Source organism: Mycobacterium sp. NPDC004974 (assembly GCF_053600815.1).
Genome location: NZ_JBSGAQ010000012.1, coordinates 1 through 21,443 on the forward strand (window position 1 = coordinate 1; position 21,443 = coordinate 21,443).

25 protein-coding genes are annotated in these 21,443 nt (G+C 66.3%); 9 read left to right on the forward strand and 16 right to left on the reverse strand.

The genetic code is table 11. The features are described 5' to 3' along the window. Positions 1 to 134: 134 nt before the first annotated feature. Both ACWEFV_RS23375 and ACWEFV_RS23380 read right to left on the reverse strand, forming a co-directional pair. Positions 135 to 629, reverse strand: a complete 495-nt coding sequence (locus ACWEFV_RS23375; RefSeq protein ID WP_450071932.1) for a pyridoxamine 5'-phosphate oxidase family protein — start codon at positions 627 to 629, stop codon at positions 135 to 137. Continuing rightward, entirely contained in the window at positions 626 to 1,579 is a 954-nt protein-coding gene (locus tag ACWEFV_RS23380) for an AraC family transcriptional regulator (protein ID WP_450071933.1), read from the reverse strand. The genes ACWEFV_RS23375 and ACWEFV_RS23380 overlap by 4 nt, the downstream gene beginning before the upstream one ends. Before the next feature lie 73 nt (positions 1,580 to 1,652). Here ACWEFV_RS23380 and ACWEFV_RS23385 point away from each other — a divergent pair, with 73 nt between their 5' ends. Both ACWEFV_RS23385 and ACWEFV_RS23390 read left to right on the forward strand, forming a co-directional pair. Continuing rightward, positions 1,653 to 2,648, forward strand: coding sequence for an SDR family NAD(P)-dependent oxidoreductase (locus ACWEFV_RS23385; RefSeq protein ID WP_450071934.1), 996 nt, complete (start codon positions 1,653 to 1,655; stop codon positions 2,646 to 2,648). Between the two features lie 128 nt (positions 2,649 to 2,776). Then, positions 2,777 to 3,646, forward strand: a complete 870-nt coding sequence (locus ACWEFV_RS23390) for an SDR family oxidoreductase (protein ID WP_135458342.1) — start codon at positions 2,777 to 2,779, stop codon at positions 3,644 to 3,646. On the opposite strand, the gene ACWEFV_RS23395 is transcribed toward ACWEFV_RS23390, so the two are convergent. The 5 genes from ACWEFV_RS23395 to ACWEFV_RS23415 form a co-directional block, all read right to left on the reverse strand. Beyond that, on the reverse strand, positions 3,647 to 4,489 hold the full coding sequence (locus ACWEFV_RS23395) for a polysaccharide deacetylase family protein (RefSeq protein WP_450071935.1): 843 nt from the start codon (positions 4,487 to 4,489) through the stop codon (positions 3,647 to 3,649). It lies immediately after the preceding gene. Further along, positions 4,482 to 5,396 (reverse strand): agmatinase, encoded by a 915-nt coding sequence (gene speB, locus ACWEFV_RS23400; RefSeq protein ID WP_450072078.1) that lies wholly within the window; start codon positions 5,394 to 5,396, stop codon positions 4,482 to 4,484. Before speB ends, ACWEFV_RS23395 begins: the two co-directional genes overlap by 8 nt. A 79-nt stretch (positions 5,397 to 5,475) precedes the next feature. Then, a complete protein-coding gene (locus ACWEFV_RS23405) occupies positions 5,476 to 6,237 on the reverse strand; it encodes an SDR family NAD(P)-dependent oxidoreductase (RefSeq protein ID WP_450071936.1) in 762 nt (253 codons plus the stop codon). Beyond that, a complete protein-coding gene (locus ACWEFV_RS23410) occupies positions 6,234 to 6,962 on the reverse strand; it encodes an SDR family NAD(P)-dependent oxidoreductase (RefSeq protein WP_450071937.1) in 729 nt (242 codons plus the stop codon). The genes ACWEFV_RS23405 and ACWEFV_RS23410 overlap by 4 nt, the downstream gene beginning before the upstream one ends. Next, a complete protein-coding gene (locus ACWEFV_RS23415) occupies positions 6,925 to 8,421 on the reverse strand; it encodes an APC family permease (RefSeq protein WP_450071938.1) in 1,497 nt (498 codons plus the stop codon). The genes ACWEFV_RS23410 and ACWEFV_RS23415 overlap by 38 nt, the downstream gene beginning before the upstream one ends. A gap of 164 nt (positions 8,422 to 8,585) precedes the next feature. Between ACWEFV_RS23415 and ACWEFV_RS23420 the strand changes: the two genes are divergently transcribed. Genes ACWEFV_RS23420 through ACWEFV_RS23430 form a run of 3 tightly spaced genes read left to right on the forward strand, consistent with a single transcriptional unit; the run spans position 8,586 to position 10,980 of the window. After that, on the forward strand, positions 8,586 to 9,962 hold the full coding sequence (locus ACWEFV_RS23420; protein WP_450071939.1) for a PucR family transcriptional regulator: 1,377 nt from the start codon (positions 8,586 to 8,588) through the stop codon (positions 9,960 to 9,962). Positions 9,963 to 10,010: 48 nt separating this feature from the next. After that, positions 10,011 to 10,394, forward strand: a complete 384-nt coding sequence (locus tag ACWEFV_RS23425) for a VOC family protein (protein ID WP_450071940.1) — start codon at positions 10,011 to 10,013, stop codon at positions 10,392 to 10,394. Positions 10,395 to 10,407: 13 nt separating this feature from the next. Further along, the gene (locus tag ACWEFV_RS23430; protein ID WP_450071941.1) at positions 10,408 to 10,980 is read left to right on the forward strand and encodes a TetR/AcrR family transcriptional regulator; all 573 of its coding nucleotides are present in this window, start codon (positions 10,408 to 10,410) and stop codon (positions 10,978 to 10,980) included. A 19-nt stretch (positions 10,981 to 10,999) separates the two neighbouring features. Here the strand turns inward: ACWEFV_RS23430 and ACWEFV_RS23435 are convergent, their stop codons facing one another. The 5 genes from ACWEFV_RS23435 to ACWEFV_RS23455 all read right to left on the reverse strand — a co-directional run bounded on the left by ACWEFV_RS23435 (position 11,000) and on the right by ACWEFV_RS23455 (position 15,827). Next, positions 11,000 to 11,452 carry a DUF5078 domain-containing protein gene (locus tag ACWEFV_RS23435; protein WP_450071942.1) on the reverse strand — a complete coding sequence of 151 codons (453 nt, stop codon included), beginning with the start codon at positions 11,450 to 11,452 and terminating at the stop codon, positions 11,000 to 11,002. A 13-nt stretch (positions 11,453 to 11,465) separates the two neighbouring features. Next, positions 11,466 to 11,804, reverse strand: coding sequence for a DUF732 domain-containing protein (locus tag ACWEFV_RS23440; protein ID WP_450071943.1), 339 nt, complete (start codon positions 11,802 to 11,804; stop codon positions 11,466 to 11,468). Between the two features lie 14 nt (positions 11,805 to 11,818). After that, entirely contained in the window at positions 11,819 to 14,719 is a 2,901-nt protein-coding gene (locus ACWEFV_RS23445) for an MMPL/RND family transporter (RefSeq protein WP_450071944.1), read from the reverse strand. Beyond that, positions 14,716 to 15,144, reverse strand: coding sequence for an MmpS family transport accessory protein (locus ACWEFV_RS23450; protein WP_450071945.1), 429 nt, complete (start codon positions 15,142 to 15,144; stop codon positions 14,716 to 14,718). The genes ACWEFV_RS23445 and ACWEFV_RS23450 overlap by 4 nt, the downstream gene beginning before the upstream one ends. 365 nt (positions 15,145 to 15,509) lie before the next feature. After that, complete coding sequence (locus ACWEFV_RS23455) at positions 15,510 to 15,827, reverse strand: winged helix-turn-helix transcriptional regulator (protein WP_450071946.1); 318 nt, start codon at positions 15,825 to 15,827, stop codon at positions 15,510 to 15,512. A 15-nt stretch (positions 15,828 to 15,842) separates the two neighbouring features. Here ACWEFV_RS23455 and ACWEFV_RS23460 point away from each other — a divergent pair, with 15 nt between their 5' ends. Beyond that, complete coding sequence (locus ACWEFV_RS23460; protein ID WP_450071947.1) at positions 15,843 to 16,190, forward strand: hypothetical protein; 348 nt, start codon at positions 15,843 to 15,845, stop codon at positions 16,188 to 16,190. 66 nt (positions 16,191 to 16,256) lie between these two features. On the opposite strand, the gene ACWEFV_RS23465 is transcribed toward ACWEFV_RS23460, so the two are convergent. The 3 genes from ACWEFV_RS23465 to ACWEFV_RS23475 are packed head-to-tail and all read right to left on the reverse strand — an operon-like array spanning position 16,257 to position 18,127. Beyond that, positions 16,257 to 16,556: a DUF3349 domain-containing protein gene (locus ACWEFV_RS23465; RefSeq protein ID WP_450071948.1), complete on the reverse strand. Its 300-nt coding sequence runs from the start codon at positions 16,554 to 16,556 to the stop codon at positions 16,257 to 16,259. Positions 16,557 to 16,563: 7 nt separating this feature from the next. Next, positions 16,564 to 16,848, reverse strand: a complete 285-nt coding sequence (locus tag ACWEFV_RS23470) for a hypothetical protein (RefSeq protein WP_135458361.1) — start codon at positions 16,846 to 16,848, stop codon at positions 16,564 to 16,566. A 25-nt stretch (positions 16,849 to 16,873) separates the two neighbouring features. After that, entirely contained in the window at positions 16,874 to 18,127 is a 1,254-nt protein-coding gene (locus ACWEFV_RS23475) for an anion permease (RefSeq protein ID WP_450071949.1), read from the reverse strand. A 265-nt stretch (positions 18,128 to 18,392) separates the two neighbouring features. Between ACWEFV_RS23475 and ACWEFV_RS23480 the strand changes: the two genes are divergently transcribed. From ACWEFV_RS23480 to ACWEFV_RS23490, 3 genes are all read left to right on the forward strand, one after another. Beyond that, positions 18,393 to 18,755: a DUF3349 domain-containing protein gene (locus ACWEFV_RS23480; protein ID WP_450071950.1), complete on the forward strand. Its 363-nt coding sequence runs from the start codon at positions 18,393 to 18,395 to the stop codon at positions 18,753 to 18,755. 41 nt (positions 18,756 to 18,796) lie between these two features. Then, the gene (gene menE, locus ACWEFV_RS23485; RefSeq protein WP_450071951.1) at positions 18,797 to 19,891 is read left to right on the forward strand and encodes an o-succinylbenzoate--CoA ligase; all 1,095 of its coding nucleotides are present in this window, start codon (positions 18,797 to 18,799) and stop codon (positions 19,889 to 19,891) included. Positions 19,892 to 19,958: 67 nt separating this feature from the next. Further along, positions 19,959 to 20,573 (forward strand): pyridoxamine 5'-phosphate oxidase family protein, encoded by a 615-nt coding sequence (locus ACWEFV_RS23490; protein ID WP_135458370.1) that lies wholly within the window; start codon positions 19,959 to 19,961, stop codon positions 20,571 to 20,573. Here the strand turns inward: ACWEFV_RS23490 and ACWEFV_RS23495 are convergent. Further along, positions 20,567 to 21,427, reverse strand: a complete 861-nt coding sequence (locus ACWEFV_RS23495) for a GNAT family N-acetyltransferase (RefSeq protein WP_450071952.1) — start codon at positions 21,425 to 21,427, stop codon at positions 20,567 to 20,569. The genes ACWEFV_RS23490 and ACWEFV_RS23495 overlap by 7 nt on opposite strands. Positions 21,428 to 21,443 lie beyond the last annotated feature (16 nt).

The following is a 21,443-nucleotide window of genomic DNA, read 5'->3' on the forward strand; positions in this document are numbered from 1 at the left end:
CATCCTCCAGGGTGCGAGCGCACTCGGAAGCGCTGCTTTCGCATCGGGGTTTGCGTTGTCAGACGGACAGACGTTCGATTTCTATGATTTCGGGGACGCTGAAACTCCACAAATCGCAGGGCTAGAACGCAGGGCTAGAAGCGGAAAACCGTCTGGCCGTGCGGTGACTTCGCGAACGCGAGCACCTTGGCCGGGCTGACCTGGTAGACGATCGCGGCCTCACCGTCCGGGTCGAAAACCTCGTCGTCGCAATCGAAATCCCAGTCGTCCCCGTACTTGCTCCGATAGGTGTCGGCCAGGGCGGTCAGCCGCTGCAGGCCGGTCACCCGTGCGGCGGTGCCCTCGACGACGATGTCGAGGCCCGCGTTCCACGTGTTGGTGCCGGTGGTGACGACGACGCCCGCGCCGGCCTGAAGGTTGCGGGCCTTCTGCTCGGTGGACCCGGTGCAGAACACGAACACACCGTCGGTCCACACCCCGACCAACGGTGTGACGTGCGGTCGCCCGTCACCGCGCACGGTCGTGAGCCAGTACAGCCCGGCGGCATCGAGGGCCGCCGCGGCGGACTCCCAACTCGTCGCTTCGGTCGCCTCGCTGAAGCGCTGGTCAAGCTTGCCGGTGATCGTCATACCGATACCGACCGGTCAGCGGCCGCCGATTCATCGCGGACGTGTGCCCGGTAGCGCAGTGGAGACATACCCACCTCGCGTTTGAATGCGTTGGAGAACGCACCTTCGGAGGAGTAACCCAGTGTGACGGCCAGTGCGCCGACCCGGGTGTCGTCATCGCGGAGGGCACGCTGCGCCAGCAGCATTCGCCAGTTGTTCAGGTAGGTCAGCGGCGGTACCCCGGCCACCGCACGGAACCGCTCGGCGAACGATGTCCGTGACATCGCTGCGGCACGAGCCAGCTCCTCCAGCCGCCAGGACTTCGCGGGTTGGTCATGCATAACGGCAAGGGCGGGGCGCAATCGCTCATCTGTCAGCACCCGCAGCCAGCCCGGCGGCAGGTGTTCACCCTGATCGATGTACGCCCGTAGCACCTCAAGCAGCAGCAGCTGGCCATGCTGGCGAATGGCGAACGCCGCGCCTATCCGGTCACCGGTCACCTCCTCCACCAGTCGGTCGAGCAGCCCGTGCAGGCTGCCCGCCTGTGCTGATGCGGCGCGGACGTGTCCCACCGGCGGCAGGGCATGCAGGAGCAGCGCCTCACCGGCAGGGTTGACGTCGACGTGCCCGCCGATGATCACGTCGGCGTCGCCGCAATCGGCGCCGTCGACGCGCACGAACGGATCGGATTCGCGCAAGACGATTTCGGTCGGCGGCCCCGTTCCCGGCCCACCCTCCAACGCGACCCATTTGCGGCTGTTGAGAATGGCCACATCACCGGCGAGTAACTCGATGGGCTGATCCATGCCGTCGGTGATGAGCCGGACACAACCGCACACCACGGCGGTCAACTTGAGCGGATACCTGATCGGCGCGTGAGCTCGCCAGTCTCCGCGCACGGCGAACCCCCCGGAAATCAGGCCACGGACCTCGACGAGGTCAAAGACATCGGAGAGCTGATCACGAACCATATCCGTACTATCGCGTAAAAAATGTGGACTCACAACCATTCAAAGTCCGGCCTAACGGAGACATCGTGGAGGCATGACACAGAACCAACGCCCCATCGGATCGGGATTCACCGCCGCCTCGACGGCAACGGACGTGCTCGCAGGCATCGACCTGTCTGGACGCAACGTCATCGTCACCGCCGGCCATGTCGGACTCGGCCTCGAGACCACCCGGGCTCTGAGCCAGGCCGGAGCTTCGGTGGTGGTCGGCGCGCGCTCCCCGGAACGGGCGGCACATGCACTGGCCGGCATCGACCGCGTCGAGGTATACCCGCTCGACCTGATGGACCCACGATCAATCGATACGTTCGCAGTCAGATACCTCGACTCACGTCAGCCACTGCACATCCTGGTGAACAACGCCGGCATCATGGGCGGCGAACTGGTCCGCGACGCCCGCGGCTACGAATCACAGTTCGCCACCAATCACCTCGGCCATTTCCAACTGACGCTGGGTCTGCTCCCCGCATTGCGCGGGGCTTCGGGCGCCCGGGTGGTGGAGGTTTCATCCTGGGGACACCATCTGTCCGACATCCACTGGGACGACCCGCATTTCGACACCGGCGAGTTCGACGGCATGGTGGCGTACGGCCAGTCGAAGACGGCCAATGTGTTGTTCGCAGTGGAACTCGACCGCCGCTTCGCCGGCGAAGGAATCCGCGGCTACGCACTACATCCCGGTGGGATCGTGAGTACCAACCTCGCACCGTGGCTCGGCGAAGACGGCTGGCGCGCCATGGGCCTGGTCGACGACGACGGACAGCCGGTGATCGATCCGGAACGGGATCGCAAAACTCCGGAACAAGGTGCGTCGACCAGCGTTTGGGCAGCCACCAGCCCGCGGCTCGACGACCTCGGTGGCGTGTACCTGCAGAACAACGACGTCGCACCGCTGGAAGACATCACCGAACCGTTGACGCTCGACATCACCGCCGGACCGATGGAGACGACGGTCGGCGTCACGCGGTACGCGGTCGACCCGCAATCCGCGCAGAGACTGTGGGAACTCAGTGAAAAATTGACCGCCTGACGCGTCGGCTCACGGCGCGCAGAACACTTTTCCCCGGCGAGCAGACGCAGCGGTACATGAGAATGCCAGGTCACGGCTGCCGCGACGTCCGCTCGCCGGGGAAAATCTAGGTCTCCTAAACTCACGGCATGAGCAAGAACCCGCTGCGCCGAATCTCCGAGCAGCTGCTGTTGACCAGCATGCGCCCGCCGCTGACCGAGCGGCTGCAGGCCCGGGACGATGTCAACGTCGCCGGCAAGCGGATCCTGCTGACCGGTGCTTCTTCGGGCATCGGTGAGGCCGCGGCCGAGAAGTTCGCCGCGAAGGGAGCCACCGTCATCGCGGTGGCCCGCCGGCAGGAACTGCTCGACGACCTGGTCGGGCGGATCACCGCCAAGGGCGGCGACGCCCGCGCCCACGCGGTGGACCTGTCCGACATGGACGCCATCGACGAACTGGTCGCCACCGTGGAACGCGATCTGGGCGGTGTCGACATCCTGATCAACAACGCGGGCCGGTCGATCCGGCGCCCGCTGGCCGAATCGCTGGACCGCTGGCACGACGTCGAGCGCACCATGACGCTCAACTACTACTCGCCGCTGCGGCTCATCCGCGGCCTGGCCCCGGGCATGCGCGAGCGCCGTGACGGGCACATCATCAACGTCGCCACCTGGGGCGTGATGAACGAATCCTCGCCGCTGTTCGCGGTGTACAACGCCTCCAAGGCCGCCCTGGCCGCGGTGAGCCGGGTCATCGAAACCGAATGGGCCGCCGTCGGCGTGCATTCCACGACGCTGTACTACCCATTGGTGAAGACCCCGATGATCGCCCCGACCCGGGCCTACGACGGGCTGCCGGGACTGTCCGCGGCCGAGGCGGCCGACTGGATGCTGACCGCGGCCCGCACCCGGCCGGTGCAGATCGCCCCGCGCATGGCCGTGACCGCCAAGGCACTCAACACCGTGGCACCCGGACTGGTCGACGCCGTGATGAAACGGCAACGGGTCCAGCCCGTCTGATCACGGCTCGGTGATGCTCCGCGGCTGGAGCCCGAGTGAGCGCACATGCTCGGCGATGGCCCCGAGGTTGGTGGTCCACACATCGGTGTGCTCAAGCACGTAACGCATGAGGTCGTCGAGTTCGGCTGCCCGCGAAGCCCGTCCGGTCAGGAAGGGGTGATTGGTGAGTACCCAGCAGGCCCCCACGCGGCGCAGCGCGTCGAACTCCAGCTGCCAGAGTTCCCTTGCCTTGCGCGGGCTTTCGATCAGACCGGATCCGGAGATGTCGGGCAGATAGCAGTACTGCTCCCAGTCGTCGAGCGCCCACTGGATCGGGATCTCGACCAGCGAGCGGTCACCGACGGCCAGCTCATAGGGGCAGTCGGCGTCCATCAGGCTGGAGTCGTACAGGAATCCACGTTCGGCCAGCAGCGCCGGGGTGTGCCAGGACAGGTCCCACATCGGCGCGCGGTAGCCGACCGGCCGCACGCCGGCCACCTCGGCCAGCGCCTCCAGGCCGCGGTCCAGTGCGTCGATCTCCTCTTGCAGCGTCAGTGCAGTCGGTTGCTCGTGCAGGTAACCGTGGTGGGCGATCTCGTGCCCGGCTGCGACGATCGCGCGCACCGCCTCGGGGTACCGGTGCGCGGTGTGACCGGGGACGAAGAACGTCGACGGAATCTGGTGGCGCTCCAGCAGTTCCAGGATCCGGGGAATTCCCACCAGCGGCCCGTAGGCCTGGTGGGACATCACGCTCATCCGCGCGGCGGCACCCTCGTTGCCCCACAGTACGGCCGACTCGGCATCCACATCGAACGTGAACGCCGCCGCCGCGGTTTTGCCTTCCGGCCAAGAGAATTCAGCCATGGTCAGCCATCAGCGTAACCAGCTCGTAGGCCAGATTGGCCCCCGCCACGGCGGTGACGTCACCGCTGTCGTAGGCCGGAGCGACCTCCACCACGTCGGCACCGACGATCTGCAACCCGCGCATGGCACGCAACACCGCCACCAACTCACGACTCGTCATTCCACCGATCTCGGGCGTTCCCGTGCCCGGCGCGAATGCCGGGTCCAGCACGTCGATGTCGATCGAAACGTACACCGGGTGGTCCCCCACCCGGTCGCGGATCCGCTCGATGACCCCGTCGACACCGATGCGGTCGATATCGCGGCAGTGGACCACCGTGAAGCCCAATGACTCGTCGTCGAGCAGGTCGGCGCGGTCGTAGAGCGAGCCGCGGATCCCGACGTGCGCCGAGTGGCCCTTGACGATCAGGCCCTGTTCGGAAGCCCGGCGGAACGGGGTGCCGTGCGTGCAGGGCGCACCGAAGTAGGTGTCCCAGGTGTCGAGGTGGGCGTCGAAGTGCACCAGCGCCACCGGGCCGTGGACCGCATGCATCGCCTGCAGTGCCGGCAGCGCGATGGTGTGGTCCCCGCCGAGGAGCACCACCCGCTGTCGCGGTGTGGTCAGCAGGTCGGCGATGCCCTCGCGCACCTGCTCCACCGCCGCCTCGATGTCGAACGGATTGGCCGCGATGTCGCCGGCATCGACCACCTGTGCCTGCGCGAACGGGCTCACGTCCAGCGCCGGGTGGTAGGGCTTGAGCAGACGCGAGGCCTGCCGGATCGCGGCCGGGCCGAACCGGGCCCCCGGCCGGTAGGTGACGCCGGTGTCGAACGGCACCCCGACCACCGCGATGTCGTAGTCGGAGACCTCGTGGCGTTGCGGCAGCCGGGCAAAGGTGGCGATGCCCGCATACCGCGGCACCGCCATCGCATCGACCTGCCCGACATTTCCGGTCTCCGACCGCACATACGGTTGGCTTGCCACCTGATTCCCTTCTCTCACTGCGTCACGCCCTGGTCCGGGTCGCCCCGCCATTGCAGGCGATCACCTGCCCGACGACCGCCGACATCTCGAAGTCGGCCAGGAACTCCACCGCGGCCGCGATCTCGTCGACAGAACCGATGCGGCCCAACGGAATCGACTCGGCGTAACGCTTGTGCATATCTGTCAGTGGGATTCCGGCGGAGTCTGCGTCGACCTGCAGCTGCGGGGTGTCGGTCACGCCGGGCGCCACCGCGTTGACGATGATCCCCTCCGGCGCCAACTCCCGCCCCAGCGTCTTGACCAACGAGATCAGCCCGGCCTTGGACGCCGCGTAGGCCGTGGCCTCGGGCCAGCCGGTGACACCCCACTCGCTGGAGATCACGACGATGCGCCCCGCGCCGAGCCGGCGCATGTGCGGCAACACCGCCTGCACCAGATGAAAGGTGCCACCCAGATTGGTGTCGACGACCCGCCACCAGTCCGCCTCGTCGTGCTGAAGCAGAGGGGCCATGGTCATGTAGGCATGATTGGCGACCAGCACGTCGAGCCTGCCCGCCGCGGCCACCACCGCATCTGCGATCTCGGCACAGGTGGCCGGGTCACTGACGTCACCGGGCACAGCCAAGCCGCCGATCTCGGCAGCCAGCGCATCCAGCGCGGCACCGCCACGAATGTCGTTGACCGCGACCGTCGCTCCGGCCGCGGCCAGCCGGCGCGCGTGGGCGGCACCCATGCCCTGCGCCGCACCGGTGACCAACACGGCCCGGCCCTGCAACGAGCTCATATCACCGCTCCCGCATTCACGTTGACGACGTCGCCGACGCTGAAGGTGGCGTCGCACACCAGGTACTGCACACAGCGCGCCACCTCGGCCGGGGTGACCAACCGCCGCAACGGCAGCGTGGCCAGGTAATCCGCTGCCCGCCAAGGAGAATCATCGGCGAGAAGCGGGGTGTCAGTCGGCCCGGGAGCCACCGCATTCACCCGCACACCGCGATCGGCGACCTCGGCGGCCAAGCTGCGCACCAGACCGAGGATGGCACCCTTGGCCGCGGCGTAGTGAGCGTCGCAGTCGCCGCCGCCGACCGCGAGTTCACTGGCCACCGCGACCACCGCACCCGAGCCCCGTTCGAGCATGTCGGGCAGGCAGGCCCGGGCAGCGTGGAACAGCCCGCCCACATGCACCCGCAGCATGCGCTGCCAGGCCTGGGCGCTGATCTCGCTCACCGGAGCCATCTCGTAGTACCCGGCCGAGGTCACCAGCGCGGCGATCGGGCCGAGTTCGGCGCGGATCTCGGCGACCGCGCCGGCGACGGCGGTGCCGTCGGAAACATCGGCTGCCACAGCGTGATCCGCCTCGGTTGCGCCCGACAGATCGAGCGTTCCGATGACGTAGCCACGCTCGCGCAGCGCGGAGACCACGGCAGCGCCGATCCCGCTGGCGCCACCCGTGACGACGGCGACAGGAGCCTCAGTCACCGGCCACCGCCTTGACGTCGGCGCGCTCATCGAGGATCTCGACCCCATCGATCACCGCGGCGCTCACGATCCGCTTGCGCACACTGAGCAGGATCCCGAGACCGATCACACCCAGCACCGCGAGCCCGATCCACACCGACCAGTCCAGGTAGCGCTGCTCGAAAACCGGCCTCGGCCAGGCGATGTTGAGGGTCTGCAGGATCGCCCACACCGCGGCCACGGCGGCAACCGGAACCGTGGCCCGGCCCAGGCTGAATGCACCGTCGGTCCAGCCGCGGCGGGCCAGCACCACCACGAACCCGATCAGCGGGAACAGGAAGGCCAGATAGAAGCCGCCGGCGGTGAAATTGACCATGAGCGAATAGATGTCGCCGGCCACGATGCTGAGCAGGAACAGTGCCCCGCCGACGACGGTGGTGACCAGGATCGCCACCACCGGGATCCGGGCCCTGCCGCGCAACCGGGCCAGCGCGGCCGAGGCCGGCAATGCACCGTCACGGGCGTAGGCCCAGATCACGCGTGAGGCCGAAGTCTGCAGGGCCAGGAAGCTGGCCAGGAAGCCGATCACGAAGAGCACCTCGACCGGTTTGGCGATGCCGTGTCCCAGTGCCGCCGTGAGAGTTTCGTACACCGGGTCGGCCACCGAACCCGATACCACCGCATCGAGATCCGGGATCGCCAGGATGATCGCCAGGCTCGAGTAGGCCACCACCAACGCGATGAACCCCAGCGAGAAGATCACCGCCTTGGGCAGATCCCGCCGCGGCTCATGCACCTCCTCGGCGATCGCGCCCGCGCTTTCGAACCCGACGAACGAGAACCCGATGAAGGCCACCGCGATCAGGAACGGCCCGCTCAGGTAGCTCCAGGTATCCAGCCCGGGACCGCCTCCGTCGAACAGCACCGACAACGAGTTGTTGCGATGGAACACCAGCAGCCATGTGCCCAGCCCGATGGAACCGATCACTTCGGCCACGATGCTGGCGGTCATGAACACCTTGAGCGCGCCGCGGCCGATCAGATTGATCGCTGTCCCGCCGAGCAGGATCATCAGCGCGATGACGGCCCGCAGGCCCCCGGACGGAGATTCCACCCCGGCGATGTTGGCCACGAACCCGGCCGCGCCGAGCGCCACCGTCGCCATCGCGATCACCAGCGTCCACATGTACACCCAGCCGGCGAACCAGCCGTAGGTCGTGCCCAGCAGCCGCCGCGACCACTGATAGATGGAACCCTCCAACGGCCAGCGGGACACCAGCATCGCGAAGACCAGGGCCACCAGCAGCTGGCCGCCGAACACCAGCGCGAAGCCCCACCAGAAGCTCGGGCCGGCCGCTGCCAGTGCCAAACCGAAGATCCCGTAGAGCGCGACGATCGGCGAGATGAACGCGAAAGCGAAGGCAAACGCTGACCACAGCGAGAATTCGCGCCGTAGAACATGGGGTCCGTCGGGGTCGTGCGCGGGCGCCGAGATCGGCGATGCAGTCATCTGTGCTCCCTCTGACGTGGTTGCAGGAACTATCACGCCGCGGTGGTGCAACCGCCAAGCAATCGCGGCGAACACGCTGCAAACCCACTGTTGCCCCATGGCGGCATTGGAGGATCCGACAATGCCCGCCGACACGGGTGTGACGTCGGCGTTACGCTCACCCCATGTCGGACCGCAGCGACGTCATCCCGACACTGCGCGATCTCCTCGAGTCACACCGAGGGCTGCTCACGCCCGACGAACCCACCGGCGACCTGGACCGCCGGATCAGCTGGGTGCACACCACCGAGTTGCGGGACCCGTCGCGGTATCTGCACGGTGGCGAGCTGGTCTGCACGGTGGGCATCAGCCTGCAGACCGCCGAGGACTGCGCGGCATTCGTCGAGTCGTTGACCCGGGCCGGGGCCGCCGGCCTGTGCTTCGGCATCGGCGATGTGCACGACACGGTCCCCGGCGCGCTGATCACCTCGGCCGCCCGAGACGGCCTGCCGATCCTCATCGCCCCTCCCAATGTGCCGTTCTCGTCGGTGAGCCGCTATGTTGCCGACTTCCAGGTCGGCGGTGAGATATCCGTCGCACGGGCCACCAATTCGCTGATGCCCGAACTACTTTCGTCACAACGACGGCGCGAATCGGTGAGGCAGCTGTTGGACCGAGCAGGTGAGGTGCTGAGCGGCTACCTCCTGCTGGATCCTGATGGGGCACCCGAGGACACCGGCACCACCACCGTGGTCGACGGGTTGGGCGCCCTGACCTGGGTGGGCAGCGGCGACCCGCCCGAAACCGCTGTCCTGCAGCTGATCGCGCGATTCGCCCAGGCCGCCCAAGGTGATCGCGACATCGAAACCACGCTGACCCGCGAACGGGTCGGACAGCTGCTGTCGTTGATCGAGCGACGCATGCTGCTGCCCGACGCCCTCAATCAGCTGTTGGACTGGGCGGGGCTGAGCTCACCCGAACTGACCTGCTCGGCCTGGCCGGCCGGGGCCGGCGCCGTGCTGTCGATGGCGTTTCCCGATGCCCTGGTCGGCGACGCACCCGAGGTCTGTCTGGTTGTTGAGGCCGGCGCCCGCGCTCAGGCCGCCACCGAACTCTCGATGCCCTCGGGGCACGCCGCGGCCGTACCGCTCGCCGAGCTGGGGGCGGCGATAACCCAAGCCCGCATCGCCCTCGACCTGGCCCAGCAGCACGGCGGAAGCATCGGACCCGATCAACTGAGCACCTTCGACAGCCTGGTCGAGGGTTTACCGCTGAGCCGGCTGGCCCCGTTCAAGAATCAACTCATCGACCCGCTCGAGCGCCTGGACAACGATCGGGGCACCCAGCACGTGCGGACTCTTCGGGCCTTCCTGGCCACCAACGGGTCACTCATCGACACCGCCCGCGAACTGTTCCTGCACACCAACACCGTGCGTCACCGGCTGAGTCGCATCCACGAGATCACGGGACGTAACCCGATGAATTTCGAGGATCAGGCCGCGTTCGCCATCGGCTTGCGCGCCAGCGACCGCGCCCGCCGGATGCCCGGGCACCCTGCCTGATCCGTGTCGCGGATTCGCCCCGACACCTGGCGGTGGTAGACAAGGGACATGGAAATCCTGGCCAGCCGGATGCTGATCCGGCCGGTCGACTACCCGAAGTCCGTCGAGTTCTACCGCGACGCGATCGGTCTGGCCATCGCGCGCGAATACGGCGCCGGCACAGTGTTTTACGCCGGGCAGTCACTGATCGAGCTGGCCGGTCACCACAGCCCCACCAAATCCGGGGTGTTCCCCGGAGCGCTGTGGCTGCAGGTGCGCGATGTCTACGCCACCCAGGCGGAACTGGAAAGCCGCGGCGTGGCGATCGCCCGGGCCGCGGCCCAGGAGCCGTGGGGTCTGCATGAGATGCACGTGACCGATCCCGACGGCATCACCCTGATCTTCGTGCAGGTGCCCGACACCCATCCGCTTCGCCGGGACACTCGGGACTGACGAGGAGACCGTCGTGGCGAAATCAGTGCTCGGCCGTGGAACCGCCCGCGCACGCGTGCTTGAGGCCGCGCTGACGCTGTTCGGTGAACACGGCGTCAGCGGCACCACATTGCAGATGATCGCCGACAGCATCGGCGTGGGTAAGGCGTCGGTCTACTACCAGTTCCACTCCAAGGAAGACATCGTGGCGGCCGCGGCGCAACCGATGTTCGACGACATCGCGCGGGTGGTGGCGATCGCCGAGGCCGTCTCCGACCCGGCCACCGGCCGGGAGATCAGCATCAGCGGCCTCATCGACCTGAGCGTGCGGCACCGCCGGCTGGCCGCGGTGCTGGCTGGTGACCCGGCGCTGGAAAGCCTGATCCAGTCACGCGAGGACCTCACCGAGATGACCGAGCGGTTCACCAACCTGCTACTCGGCGGCGCCGACGGGCCTGCGGGCAGAGTCGTCATCTCCATGGTCACCAGCGGCATCTATGCCGCCGTGACCGACAAGACACTGGAGGACGTCAGCGACGAGGATCTGCGCCGGACGCTGTTGGCAGCGGCGCAGCAACTGATGCGCACTTCATCCTATTTCGAGTGAGCGCAGTGCGAATCGAGCGCTACCAGGTCCAGACGGTCGGATCCACGGGTGGGTACGTTGCGCAGTTCTGCGTGCCGTGCGCGACGACGCCCTTGTTGTTGAAGAACAATTTGGCCCAGTTCGGCCAGCGCCAGGACATGTTCTCGAAGAACGCGTTGGTGGCGGTGTTCTCCGAGTACTGGCGACGGCCGGGGTAGTCCATCGAGAAGAACCAGTAGATGCGGTCCCGGGCGCCCTGCTGATCGGCGGCGGGTTTGTTGTTGTAGTCGATCATGTAGCGCTCGTAGTACACCGGATTGGTGTCCCGCACCGCAGCCATGTACTGGTCGACCGTGCAGGTGGTCCTGAGCATGTTGCTCGGGATCGGGTACTCGTCGGTGGCATCAGCGGCCGCGATGCCGGGCGTGAACACCAGAGTCGTGGCCGTGGCGGCCACTGCCAGGCAGGTACCGATGGATTTCTTGCGGCGCATGGGGTTTGGCTCCTCAGCGTTGGTCGGTGGCGTGTTGCAGCACGGGCGCCTGTTCGGGGCAGTAGGTCGGTATCGCGCCGCCGATGAACTGCCAGGCCTGGTCGGTGGTGGTGTCCCTGTTCAGCTGGGCGTGCACGAACTTCGCCGACGCGAACGCGTCCGGGTCGAGCCCGTTGCGCAGCCGCTTGCACATGATCTTGGCGATCCAGGCGTTGTAGTCCTTCTGCCCGTAAATCCCGTGGGTGTGCAACTGCTCGGCGAACTCCTGATCGGGATCGGCGTGGGCCACCGGCACGGCAGCGCCCATCAGACCCGCCGCGATGGCAACTGCCGCGATTGTTCCGCGCTTCATCGACGAGATCCGCATCAGACCAGAGCCTCCTGTGGGTGACGTTGAACCGGGGGCCACGGCTGCGGTATCGGCCGGGGCCGCACCCGCTGCGGCCACCAGAACCATTTGCCGAGCAGCGCGGCGATCGACGGCGTCATGAACGCGCGGATCACCAGGGTGTCGAACAGCAGACCCAGACCGATCGTCGTACCGACCTGGCCCATGATCGTGAGATCGCTGACCGCCATCACCATCATCGTGAAGGCGAACACCATGCCCGCCGCGGTCACCGTCGAACCGCTGCCACCCAACGCCCGGATCATGCCGGTGTTCAGGCCCGCGTGTATCTCCTCCTTGAGCCGGGAGACGACCAGCAGGTTGTAGTCCGCACCGACCGCCAACAGGATGATCACCGCCATTGGCAGCACCATCCAGTGCAGCTCGATTCCCAGCAGGTACTGCCACAGCAGTACCGAAAGGCCGAACGACGCACCCAGCGAGAGCACCACCGTGCCGACGATCACCGCCGCGGCGACGATCGCCCGGGTCAGCAGCAGCATGATCAGGAAGATCAGGGCGATCGCGGCGATTCCGGCGATCAGCAGGTCGTACTGCGTGCCGTCGGCCATGTCCTTGAAGGTGGCCGCGGTGCCGCCGAGGTAGATGGTCGCCCCCTCGAACGGTGTGCCCTTGATCGCCTTCTTGGCCGCATTCTTGATCGAGTCGATCCGTTCGATACCCGCCGCGGACATCGGATCACCTTCGTGGTTGATGATGAACCGCACCGCATGCCCGTCCGGGGACAGGAACTGCTCCAAACCTTTTGCGAAATCTGGGTTTTCGAACGCTTCGGCCGGCAGATAGAACGAGTCGTCATTCATCGCATCGGTGAAGGCCTTCCCCATTTCGGTCGACGTCTCCTGCATGATGCGCTGCTGTTCCTGCATACCCTGCTGGGTCTGCTGCATGGTCAGCATCATCTCCCGCATGTTCACCATGGTCTGCTTCATCTCGGGCATGATCGCGATCATCTGCGGCATCAACTCGTTGAGCCGATGCATCTGCGGCATCATCTTGTTCATATCGCTGGTCATCACGTCCATACCGTCGATGACGTCGAAGACCGACCGGATCGACCAGCACATCGGGATGTCGAAGCAGTGCGGTTCCCAGTAGAGGTAGTTGCGCATCGGCCGGAAGAAATCGTCGAAGTTGGCGATGTTGTCGCGCAGCTTTTCGATGTTGCCCACCATGCCGTCCATGGACGCCACCATCTGACTGGTGGTGTCGGCCATCTCGACGGTGATGGCGGTCATCTTGTCCATGGTCTCGATGGTGTTCTGCATATCCGCAACCTGATTGGTCATATCGGCGGTGCGGTCGGTGTTGTATTTCTCGTTGAGCCGCTGCAGGGTGCCCTGTTGGCTGATCATGTACGGGATCGAGGTGTTCTCGATCGGCGTGCCGTCGGGGCGGGTGATGGTCTGCACCCGGCCGATGCCGTCGACCTGGAAGACGGCCTTGGCGATCTTCTCGATGACCAGGAAGTCGGCGGGGTTGCGCAGATCGCGATCGCTCTCGATCATCAGCATCTCGGGATTCAGCCGGGCCGGCGAGAAGTGCCGCTCGGCGGCCGCGTAACCCTGATTGGACGCAATGTCAGCGGGTAGGTACAGCCGGTCGTTGTAGCTGGTCTGGTACCCCGGCAGGGCCAGTAGACCGATGAGCGATACCGCGATGGTGGTGATCAGGATCGGGCCGGGCCACCGCACCACGGCGGCACCCACCTTGCGCCAACCGCGCACCCGCATCGAGCGTTTGGGATCCATGAACCGGCCGGCGACGGTGACAATGGCCGGACCGAATGTCATCGCCGTGATGATGAGCACCAGCATGCCGATGGCCAGCGGCACACCGAGCGTCTGGAAGTACGGCAGCCGGGTGAAACTCAGGCAGAAGGTGGCACCGGCGATCGTCAAACCGGAGCCGACGATGACATGCGCGGTGCCCCCGAACATGGTGTAGTAGGCCGATTCTCGATCCTCACCATTCCCTCGTGCCTCCTGGTAGCGGCCGACGAAGAAGATCGCGTAGTCCACCGAGATCGCGATTGCCAACGTGACCAGCAGGCCGGTCGCGAAGGTCGAGAGGCCGATGATCTCGTAGTACCCCAGGAATGCCACCGCGCCGCGCACGGTCAGCAGGCTGACCATGACCATCCCGATGATCAGCAGCGTGGTCATGATCGACCGGAAGATGACCAACAGCATGACGATGATGACCAGGAAGGTCAGCGCCTCCACCAGCCGCATGCTGCCGTGGCCGGCCTCGGTCTGTTCGGCGGTCATCGCCGCGGAACCGGTGACGAAGACCTCGACGCCCTCGGGCGCAGAGAGACTCTCGGCGATGTGCTTGACGGCCTCGACGGATTCGAGCGACAGCGCCTCTCCCTGGTTGCCGGCCAGGTTGGCCGAGACGTAGACGGCCTTACCGTCACCGCTCTGCACCCCGGACGCGGTCAGCGGATCGCTCCACAGGTCCTGGACATGCTCGACATGAACCGTGTCGGACCGCAGCTTGTCGATCAGCTCGGAGTAGTAGCGGCGGGCGTCCGCACCCAGCTTCTCCCGACCTTCCAGGACGATCATCGCCGAGCTGTTGGACTCATATTCGCCGAACACCTCGCCGATGTGCTCGGTGGCGACAACCGCCGGAGCCTCCTTGGGGCTCATCGAGACCGACCGCATCTCGCCGACGTCCTCGAGCTGCGGCACCGCGACGTTCAAAAAGACGGCGATACCCACCCAGATCAGGATGATCGGAATCGACAGCTTGCGGAGCACTCGGGCGATCCGGCCGAAGTGCGCGGTTTCGTGTCGGGCCGGGGCGACGGTGGCGATGGGCCCGGTGGGCGGCTCGCCGCCGTGCGCGCTCACGCGGACTTCACGATGCAGTAGGTCTGAACATTGGTACCGGTAGTCGTGCGCTCGTCCTTGAGCTCACCGTCGACGATCACCCGGCATCCCAGGAAGCTGGTCTTGCCCTGCGCCACGATGTTGGCCGCAGCCGACGGATCCGTGGTCTGCAGCGTGATGGACCACGGCAGGATAGCGTCGTCGACCCGCTGCGGCTCGCCTTCCAGATCCACATAGTTCACATCCACAGCCGCTCCTTCAGGACCAAAGATCTCGTACGTCAACACTTTTGGATCGAACGGTTCCGGATCGTTCGCGAACTCCACCGGCGTGGTCAGAGGCGGGTCGGATGCGAACACGCCGCGGACCCGATCGACGGCCAGCCCCGCTATGCCGATCACCACCACGAAGACCAAGGGCAACCACGCCCGCTTGAGCAATTGCATTGCCACTTCCTCCCGCACCCTGCCGTCGTCCCCGGTACCCGAACCAGACAGCCTCGGCCATCAATGGCACTTAAGTTATACAACTGGCCGACTTGAAACAAGCCGATCGGCTAAGTGCCATTTATCTAGTAGCAATAGATGAACTAGCCATTAGGCGAACTGCTCACGATGATGGGAGCCAGTTGCCCAGCAGACATGGCACGGCCGGGGATCGTGCGATCGCCTCAAGGGTGCGGCTTAGGGCGAGTTGATCGTCGGATCCGACGTTCAACGACATCGCCGACACAGAGGCATCCTGCGCCGGCGTTACAGGAAGTGCGCCGCTGCGACCAGCACCTATCCGTGAATTCTCGACGGTGTCGTGGTCATGCCTGCCCTTCGCCTTGGGCGTCGTAGGCCGCGCGAGCGGCACCGATTTCATCGGCGGTGGCCAAAGCCCAATCGATCAACGGCTGGACGGCCAGACGCAGGCCGTCGCCGGTCTCCGTAAGCGCATAGGTGACCTGCGGCGGCACCGTGGGGACCACTGTGCGCGTGATCAGTCCGTCGCGAGCGAGACGACGCAGGGTCACGGTGAGCATGCGCTGGCTGATCCCGACTACGACCCGCCGGGCCTGGCTGAACCGCAACGGGCCATGCCCCAAAGCGGCCACGACGTAGAGCGACCACTTGTCCGAGACCAAGTCGTGGAGCTGCAGATGCGATACCTGGTCTACGGTGCGATCGCAGCAACCGGCGTGGTGCTGCCCGCAATGCGGCAAGCCGGTTCGGGCACACTGCTGTTCACCACCGGGGCCGGGTCGGTCGATCCCACCCCGATGCTCAGTGACATCAACACCGCCGGCGCGGCCCTGCGCTCATGGGTGCTGAACTTGCACAAGGAGCTCGAGCCCGAGGGCATTCAGGCCGCACATGTAGCCATCGGGGCATGGATCGGCGACCGCGCTCCTGAGGGCACCCCTAGCGCGTCCGCAGACCAGATCTCCCCGCTGTACTGGGACCTGCATGTCCAGCGTGACCAGACCGAGAAGATCTTCACCCCCTGACCCGGCATGGTGCCCGGACCAACGCATTCCGCCCTGGATGAAGGAATTGCCTTGCGAACGTTGCCCTTAAATCGCCAGCGGCCAACCCACCGAGGCCAGCCGAGCGGCGACCTGGTTGATCTCTTCCGGATTGGGGTCCTTGTCGATGACATTGTGCACCGCCAGACGGATCTCGTCGTCGGTGACCGGGCTGTCGCCATTGCTGGACCGCAGGATGTCGTGGGTGGCCTTGACCACCTCATCCTCGGTCAGCGACCGGGTCAGCAGCGCCAGCAAGGCGAACTGATCCTTGTGCGGCACTCCCTCCGGATAGCCGGCCCGCAGCCAGCTCAGCACGTTGTCCAGGAAGCTCGTCGTTTCGGTCATGCTCAGCTCACTTACCCGGAATGAAGGGGACGGGGTTGAATCCGAAGTGGTGAATGATCGTGGTCTTGGTGATCCAGAGGATCGCGATCACGATCACCGCAGCGACGATGGTGAAAAGCGCCAGACCGAGGACCTTCAGCGCGGGGTTGGGCGCCACGACGGTGCCGTCCTCGTGTGTACCGCCGGCACCGTTCGAGTAGGCCACCAGGCCCGTGGCGAACACCGCGGGCAGACCGGCTCCGAGGATCAACCCCACAACCAGCACCTTGAAGATGGAGTCCACATAAATCATCAGCTGATTCCTTAGCTAGATCCGGTCAGACTGCGGCTTTGTCGGCGGTGGCGGCGGGCTTGGCGGCGTCGCGTACCTCAGCCGGCACCACCGAGTTGGTGGAGTCGTCCCAATCGGCATTGACGTTCTTGTGGTCGACCTTCTGCTGCTGGGCGCGCCACCACATGTACCCGGACAGGGCGACCAGGACCAGGAAGATCAGGCCGTCACCGGCGAGCGCTGATCCGGTGAGCGACTCGACACCGTGCGACAGCCAGAAGGCCAGCGCGCCGACGAGACCGGCGGCGGGCAACGTGATCAACCAAGCCATCGCCATGCGCCCGGCCACGGCCCAGCGCACCTCGGCGCCGGGCTTGCCGACGCCGCTACCGAGGATCGAGCCGGTGGCGACGTGAGTTGTGGAGAGCGCCATGCCCGCCGCGCTGGAGCTCAAAATGATTGCAGCCGACGATGCTTCAGCGGCAAGCCCCTGCGGGGATTCGATCTCGACCAGGCCCTTGCCCAGCGTGCGAATGACGCGCCAGCCGCCGATGTATGTGCCGAGGCCGATGGCCAGCGCGCAAGAGGCGATGATCCAGATCGGTAGGCCGTTCTCCTTCACGTCCCCGGTGAGGTGGCCGGTGGTGATGAGGGCGAGCGCGATGACGCCCATGGTCTTCTGGGCGTCATTCGTTCCGTGCGACAGTGCGACCAGCGAGGCGGTGGCGATCTGGCCCCAGCGGAAGCCCTGCTCACGACGCTTCTTCAGCACGTTGCGAGTGATGCGGTAGACGAGCCAGGTTCCGGCGGCGGCGACGAGGCAGGCGATGAAGGGAGCCGCGATCGCGGGGATGAGCACCTTCTGGAGCACGCCGGACCAGTTGACCCCGGACAGGCCGATGGCTGCCAGCCCGGCGCCGATCAGCCCGCCGAAGAGCGCATGCGACGAGCTGGACGGAATACCGAAGAGCCAGGTCAGCAGGTTCCACAGGATGCCGCCGATCAGACCGGCGAAGATGATCGTGAGACCCGTCGAGGCATCGATGCCGGATACCAGCGACCCGGTCTTGCTGTCCTGGATCTTGAGCACCGATGTGGTGACCGTGACGGCCACCTCGACCGAGAGGAACGCGCCGACAAGGTTGAGGACACCCGCCAGGATCACAGCGGTCTTCGGCTTCAACGCCCCCGTGGCGATCGAAGTGGCCATGGCATTGCCGGTGTCGTGAAAGCCGTTTGTGAAGTCAAAAGCCAGTGCAGTTGCTATCAACAGCACCAGGACGATCAGCTCAGCGCTCATGGCGGTAATTCTGTCGGACCATTGGCGTTTTTGACCAGCCGGAAACACCTCGCTGAGCTGGGAATTCGAATACGCTACGAATGAGTTCACCGAGTGTTCATCTCCGCACCCCGGGCTGTTCGCCGGGGCGGTTTGCCGATCCCCGAGCGGCCGATAAGTTCACTGCGAGCCAGAGTCGGCTGGCACCACTAACATCAATGCGGTCTTCCGGCTCAAACTCGTTTGTCCGGAGGAACCTCGCTCGGGTGCATCAGGAGTAGGCACAGTGAACGCATTTCTCGCGAAGATCGCGGCCTGGCTGAACGCCGGGTACCCCGAGGGGGTGCCTGGGCCAGACCGGGTGCCGTTGTTGGCCCTGCTGACCCGGCGCCTCACCAACGACGAAGTCAAAGCCGTCGCACGGGATCTCATCGATCGCGGTGACTTCGATCACATCGACATCGGCGTACTCATCACCCAGATCACCGACGAGCTGCCCCGCGCGGAAGACGTCGAGCGGGTCCGGGAACGACTGGCGGCCAAGGGGTGGCCGTTGGACGATCCGCGCGATGCCGAGGACTCGATCGACTCCGATGACGCCGGCCGCCAGAACGGTGACGACCCGAAAGAGCCAGGGGGCCCGGCATAGCTGTCCTACGCTCCGTCACCGTCGGATCCGCGACGGACGAATTGCCGGCAGTCCTCGATGACGTCCTGACCGGGCGCGGGTCGGCGATCCTGCCCGTCCCTGCCGACGACGAACGTCAGAGTTCTTTGTTGACAACCACTTTGCGCGCCGGGGAAGAAATCGACGACGACGTCGCAGTGGTGATCTCGACCTCGGGCACCACGGGCGAGCCCAAAGGCGCGCTGCTGACCGCCGACGCGCTGCGGGCCAGCGCCGCGGCCACGCACGCCCGGCTGGGCGGTGACGGCCGGTGGCTGCTCGCCCTGCCCGCCTATCACATCGCGGGCCTGCAGGTCCTGGTGCGCAGTGCACTGGCCGGCACCACGCCCGTCACCATCTCCGCGTCCTTCGATCCGTCCGAATTGCCTTCTGCGGTGGCGGCTCTGGGCAATGGACGTCGTTACGCCTCACTGGTGGCGGTGCAGCTCGACAAGTCCTTGCGTGACCCGGCCGCCGCGGACGCGCTGGCCCAGCTCGACGCCGTTCTGATCGGCGGCGGGCCGATGCCGGCTGGGGTGGCCGAACGCGCGGAGTCGGCCGGGGTGAACGTGGTCCGCACCTACGGGATGAGCGAGACCGCGGGCGGATGTGTGTACGACGGCGTGGCACTCGACGGGGTGAAGGTGCGTATCGACAATTCCCGCATCCTGCTGGGCGGAGCCACCGTGGCCCGCGGCTATCGCAACCCGATCAGCCCCGACCCCTTCGCCGAGCCGGGGTGGTTCCGCACCGATGACCTTGGCACCGTGGATGATTCGGGCGTGTTGCGGGTTCTGGGCCGGGTCGATGAGGCGGTCAGCACCGGCGGGTTGACGGTGCTGCCGCAACTGGTCGAATCGGCACTCGCCGACCATCCGGCGATCGCCGACTGCGCGGTCTTCGGGGTCCCCGACGAGCGGCTCGGCCAGCGCGTGGTCGCCGCACTGGTACTGGCCCCGGGTTCATCGGTCCCCGATGTGGCCGAGTTGCGGGCCCATGTGGCCCAGACCCTTGATGCCACCGCGGCCCCGCGGGAGGTGCACATCGTCGACGAGTTGCCCCGTCGCGGCATCGGCAAGCTCGACCGGCGCACGCTGGCCGCCCGCTACGGCGGCTGAGCTCCGGGCGCCGGCCGGCGAATTCCTGGTCAGACAATTCAGTTGTCGGCTTGGGCATGATGGAGGCATGCGCCGAGAAGTGACCTCCGCGGATGAGCTGCGCGCCATCGTCGGGCAACCCACCGCAGCCGTCGCCAAGAAGGTGACGGACCGACTGTCGGAAGCACAGCAGGTCTGGCTCAAGCAGTCACCGCTGGGCTTCGTGGCGACCACCGATGCACACGGCCGCGTCGACGTCTCCCCCAAGGGCGACCCACCGGGCTTCGTCCAGATCATCGACGACACCACGATCGCGATCCCGGAGCGGCCCGGCAACCGGCGCGTCGACGGTTTCCTCAACGTGCTGCAGCGCCCGCACGTGGGCACGGTGTTCGTTATCCCCGGCCGCGGTGACACCCTGCGGATCAACGGCACCGCCCGGATCCTCTCCGACGCAGACTATTTCGAGGACATGGTGGTCGACGGCAAGCGGCCGATCCTCGCGCTGGAGATCGCCGTCGAAGAAGTGTTCTTCCACTGCCCCAAGGCATTCCTGCGCTCCGACACATGGAAACCCGAGACCTGGAATCCGACGTCGGTGCCCTCGGTGGCGCAGATGGCCAAGGCGTTCAAGCCCGACCAGAGCCAGGCCGAACTCGACGCGTATTACAGCGAGGACAACCTGCGCAAGATCCTTTACTGAACTTCCTCAGCCGGTTTCACCAGGACCGCCCGCGTGTAAAGCAGCTGGAAGCCCCGGCGCTGCACGTTGTGCTGGGACTTCGAGCCGGGCGCCGTTGTCACCACGGCGATCTCGCATCCGGCGTCGGCCGCCTCGGCCAGCCGAGCCGCCAGCAGCGCGGCCTGCACCCCGCGGCGCCGGTAGGCCGGCGCCGTCGCGGCCCCGGCCAGCTGAGCGACCCCACCGGCCAGCCGCATCATCCCGCCACCGGCGACCGCTCCGTCCAACAGCGCGATATACGCGGTGGCCCCGGCCTTTTCCATGTCCCGTTCGGCCCGCTCAAGGATGTCAGCGGGGAACTGCTCGTGACTGATGGGACCCTCACCATCGGGATGGGCGAAGCCCTCCACCACGACGTTCACCCATGCGGCGAGATCGTCGGCCCGGCGCACCTGCACGTCTGACGCCGGCGGGCGCTCGTCGTGAATCGGCCTGCCCAGCACGTTCTCGAACTCGACGAGGCGATAGCCGCGGCCGGACAACAACTCGGTGATCTCCGGGTCGGCCAAGTTGGACAGTTCCACCCGCGTGGAGCTGCCTCTGCCCGCGAACGCGCGCTCGATCTCACCCAGCACCGCTTCATCGGGCAACCCGTCGAAGCCGAGGCCGACCACCTTGTTCATCGGCGATTCCGCCTCGGCGAAACAGGCGTACCCGCCGGCGACGGGCAGGACCAGCCCATCGGCGCCACGGTGTCCGGCAGCGCGCGTCGCCGCCGCGATCAGGTCCGCCTCGGCCTTCTCGATGCGGCGGGCCAAATCGACACCGCAGAACAATTGGTCCGAGCCCTGGTCTGAGTCACCTTTGATAGCCACGTCGATATTGTGCCCG

Excerpts from the sequence above, each read along its gene's own strand:
- ACWEFV_RS23415 (WP_450071938.1), bottom strand. The coding sequence starts at position 8,421 with ATGACTGCATCGCCGATCTCGGCGCCCGCGCACGACCCCGACGGACCC.
- ACWEFV_RS23440 (WP_450071943.1), bottom strand. The coding sequence starts at position 11,804 with ATGAAGCGCGGAACAATCGCGGCAGTTGCCATCGCGGCGGGTCTGATG.
- ACWEFV_RS23395 (WP_450071935.1), bottom strand. The coding sequence starts at position 4,489 with ATGGCTGAATTCTCTTGGCCGGAAGGCAAAACCGCGGCGGCGGCGTTC.
- ACWEFV_RS23450 (WP_450071945.1), bottom strand. The coding sequence starts at position 15,144 with ATGCAATTGCTCAAGCGGGCGTGGTTGCCCTTGGTCTTCGTGGTGGTG.
- ACWEFV_RS23465 (WP_450071948.1), bottom strand. The coding sequence starts at position 16,556 with ATGACCGAAACGACGAGCTTCCTGGACAACGTGCTGAGCTGGCTGCGG.
- ACWEFV_RS23380 (WP_450071933.1), bottom strand. The coding sequence starts at position 1,579 with ATGGTTCGTGATCAGCTCTCCGATGTCTTTGACCTCGTCGAGGTCCGT.
- ACWEFV_RS23435 (WP_450071942.1), bottom strand. The coding sequence starts at position 11,452 with ATGCGCCGCAAGAAATCCATCGGTACCTGCCTGGCAGTGGCCGCCACG.
- ACWEFV_RS23420 (WP_450071939.1), top strand. The coding sequence starts at position 8,586 with ATGTCGGACCGCAGCGACGTCATCCCGACACTGCGCGATCTCCTCGAG.
- ACWEFV_RS23460 (WP_450071947.1), top strand. The coding sequence starts at position 15,843 with ATGCGATACCTGGTCTACGGTGCGATCGCAGCAACCGGCGTGGTGCTG.
- speB (WP_450072078.1), bottom strand. The coding sequence starts at position 5,396 with ATGGCGGTGCCGCGGTATGCGGGCATCGCCACCTTTGCCCGGCTGCCG.
- ACWEFV_RS23385 (WP_450071934.1), top strand. The coding sequence starts at position 1,653 with ATGACACAGAACCAACGCCCCATCGGATCGGGATTCACCGCCGCCTCG.
- ACWEFV_RS23410 (WP_450071937.1), bottom strand. The coding sequence starts at position 6,962 with ATGAGCGCGCCGACGTCAAGGCGGTGGCCGGTGACTGAGGCTCCTGTC.
- ACWEFV_RS23490 (WP_135458370.1), top strand. The coding sequence starts at position 19,959 with ATGCGCCGAGAAGTGACCTCCGCGGATGAGCTGCGCGCCATCGTCGGG.
- ACWEFV_RS23375 (WP_450071932.1), bottom strand. The coding sequence starts at position 629 with ATGACGATCACCGGCAAGCTTGACCAGCGCTTCAGCGAGGCGACCGAA.
- ACWEFV_RS23405 (WP_450071936.1), bottom strand. The coding sequence starts at position 6,237 with ATGAGCTCGTTGCAGGGCCGGGCCGTGTTGGTCACCGGTGCGGCGCAG.
- ACWEFV_RS23470 (WP_135458361.1), bottom strand. The coding sequence starts at position 16,848 with ATGATTTATGTGGACTCCATCTTCAAGGTGCTGGTTGTGGGGTTGATC.
- ACWEFV_RS23425 (WP_450071940.1), top strand. The coding sequence starts at position 10,011 with ATGGAAATCCTGGCCAGCCGGATGCTGATCCGGCCGGTCGACTACCCG.
- ACWEFV_RS23390 (WP_135458342.1), top strand. The coding sequence starts at position 2,777 with ATGAGCAAGAACCCGCTGCGCCGAATCTCCGAGCAGCTGCTGTTGACC.
- ACWEFV_RS23475 (WP_450071949.1), bottom strand. The coding sequence starts at position 18,127 with ATGAGCGCTGAGCTGATCGTCCTGGTGCTGTTGATAGCAACTGCACTG.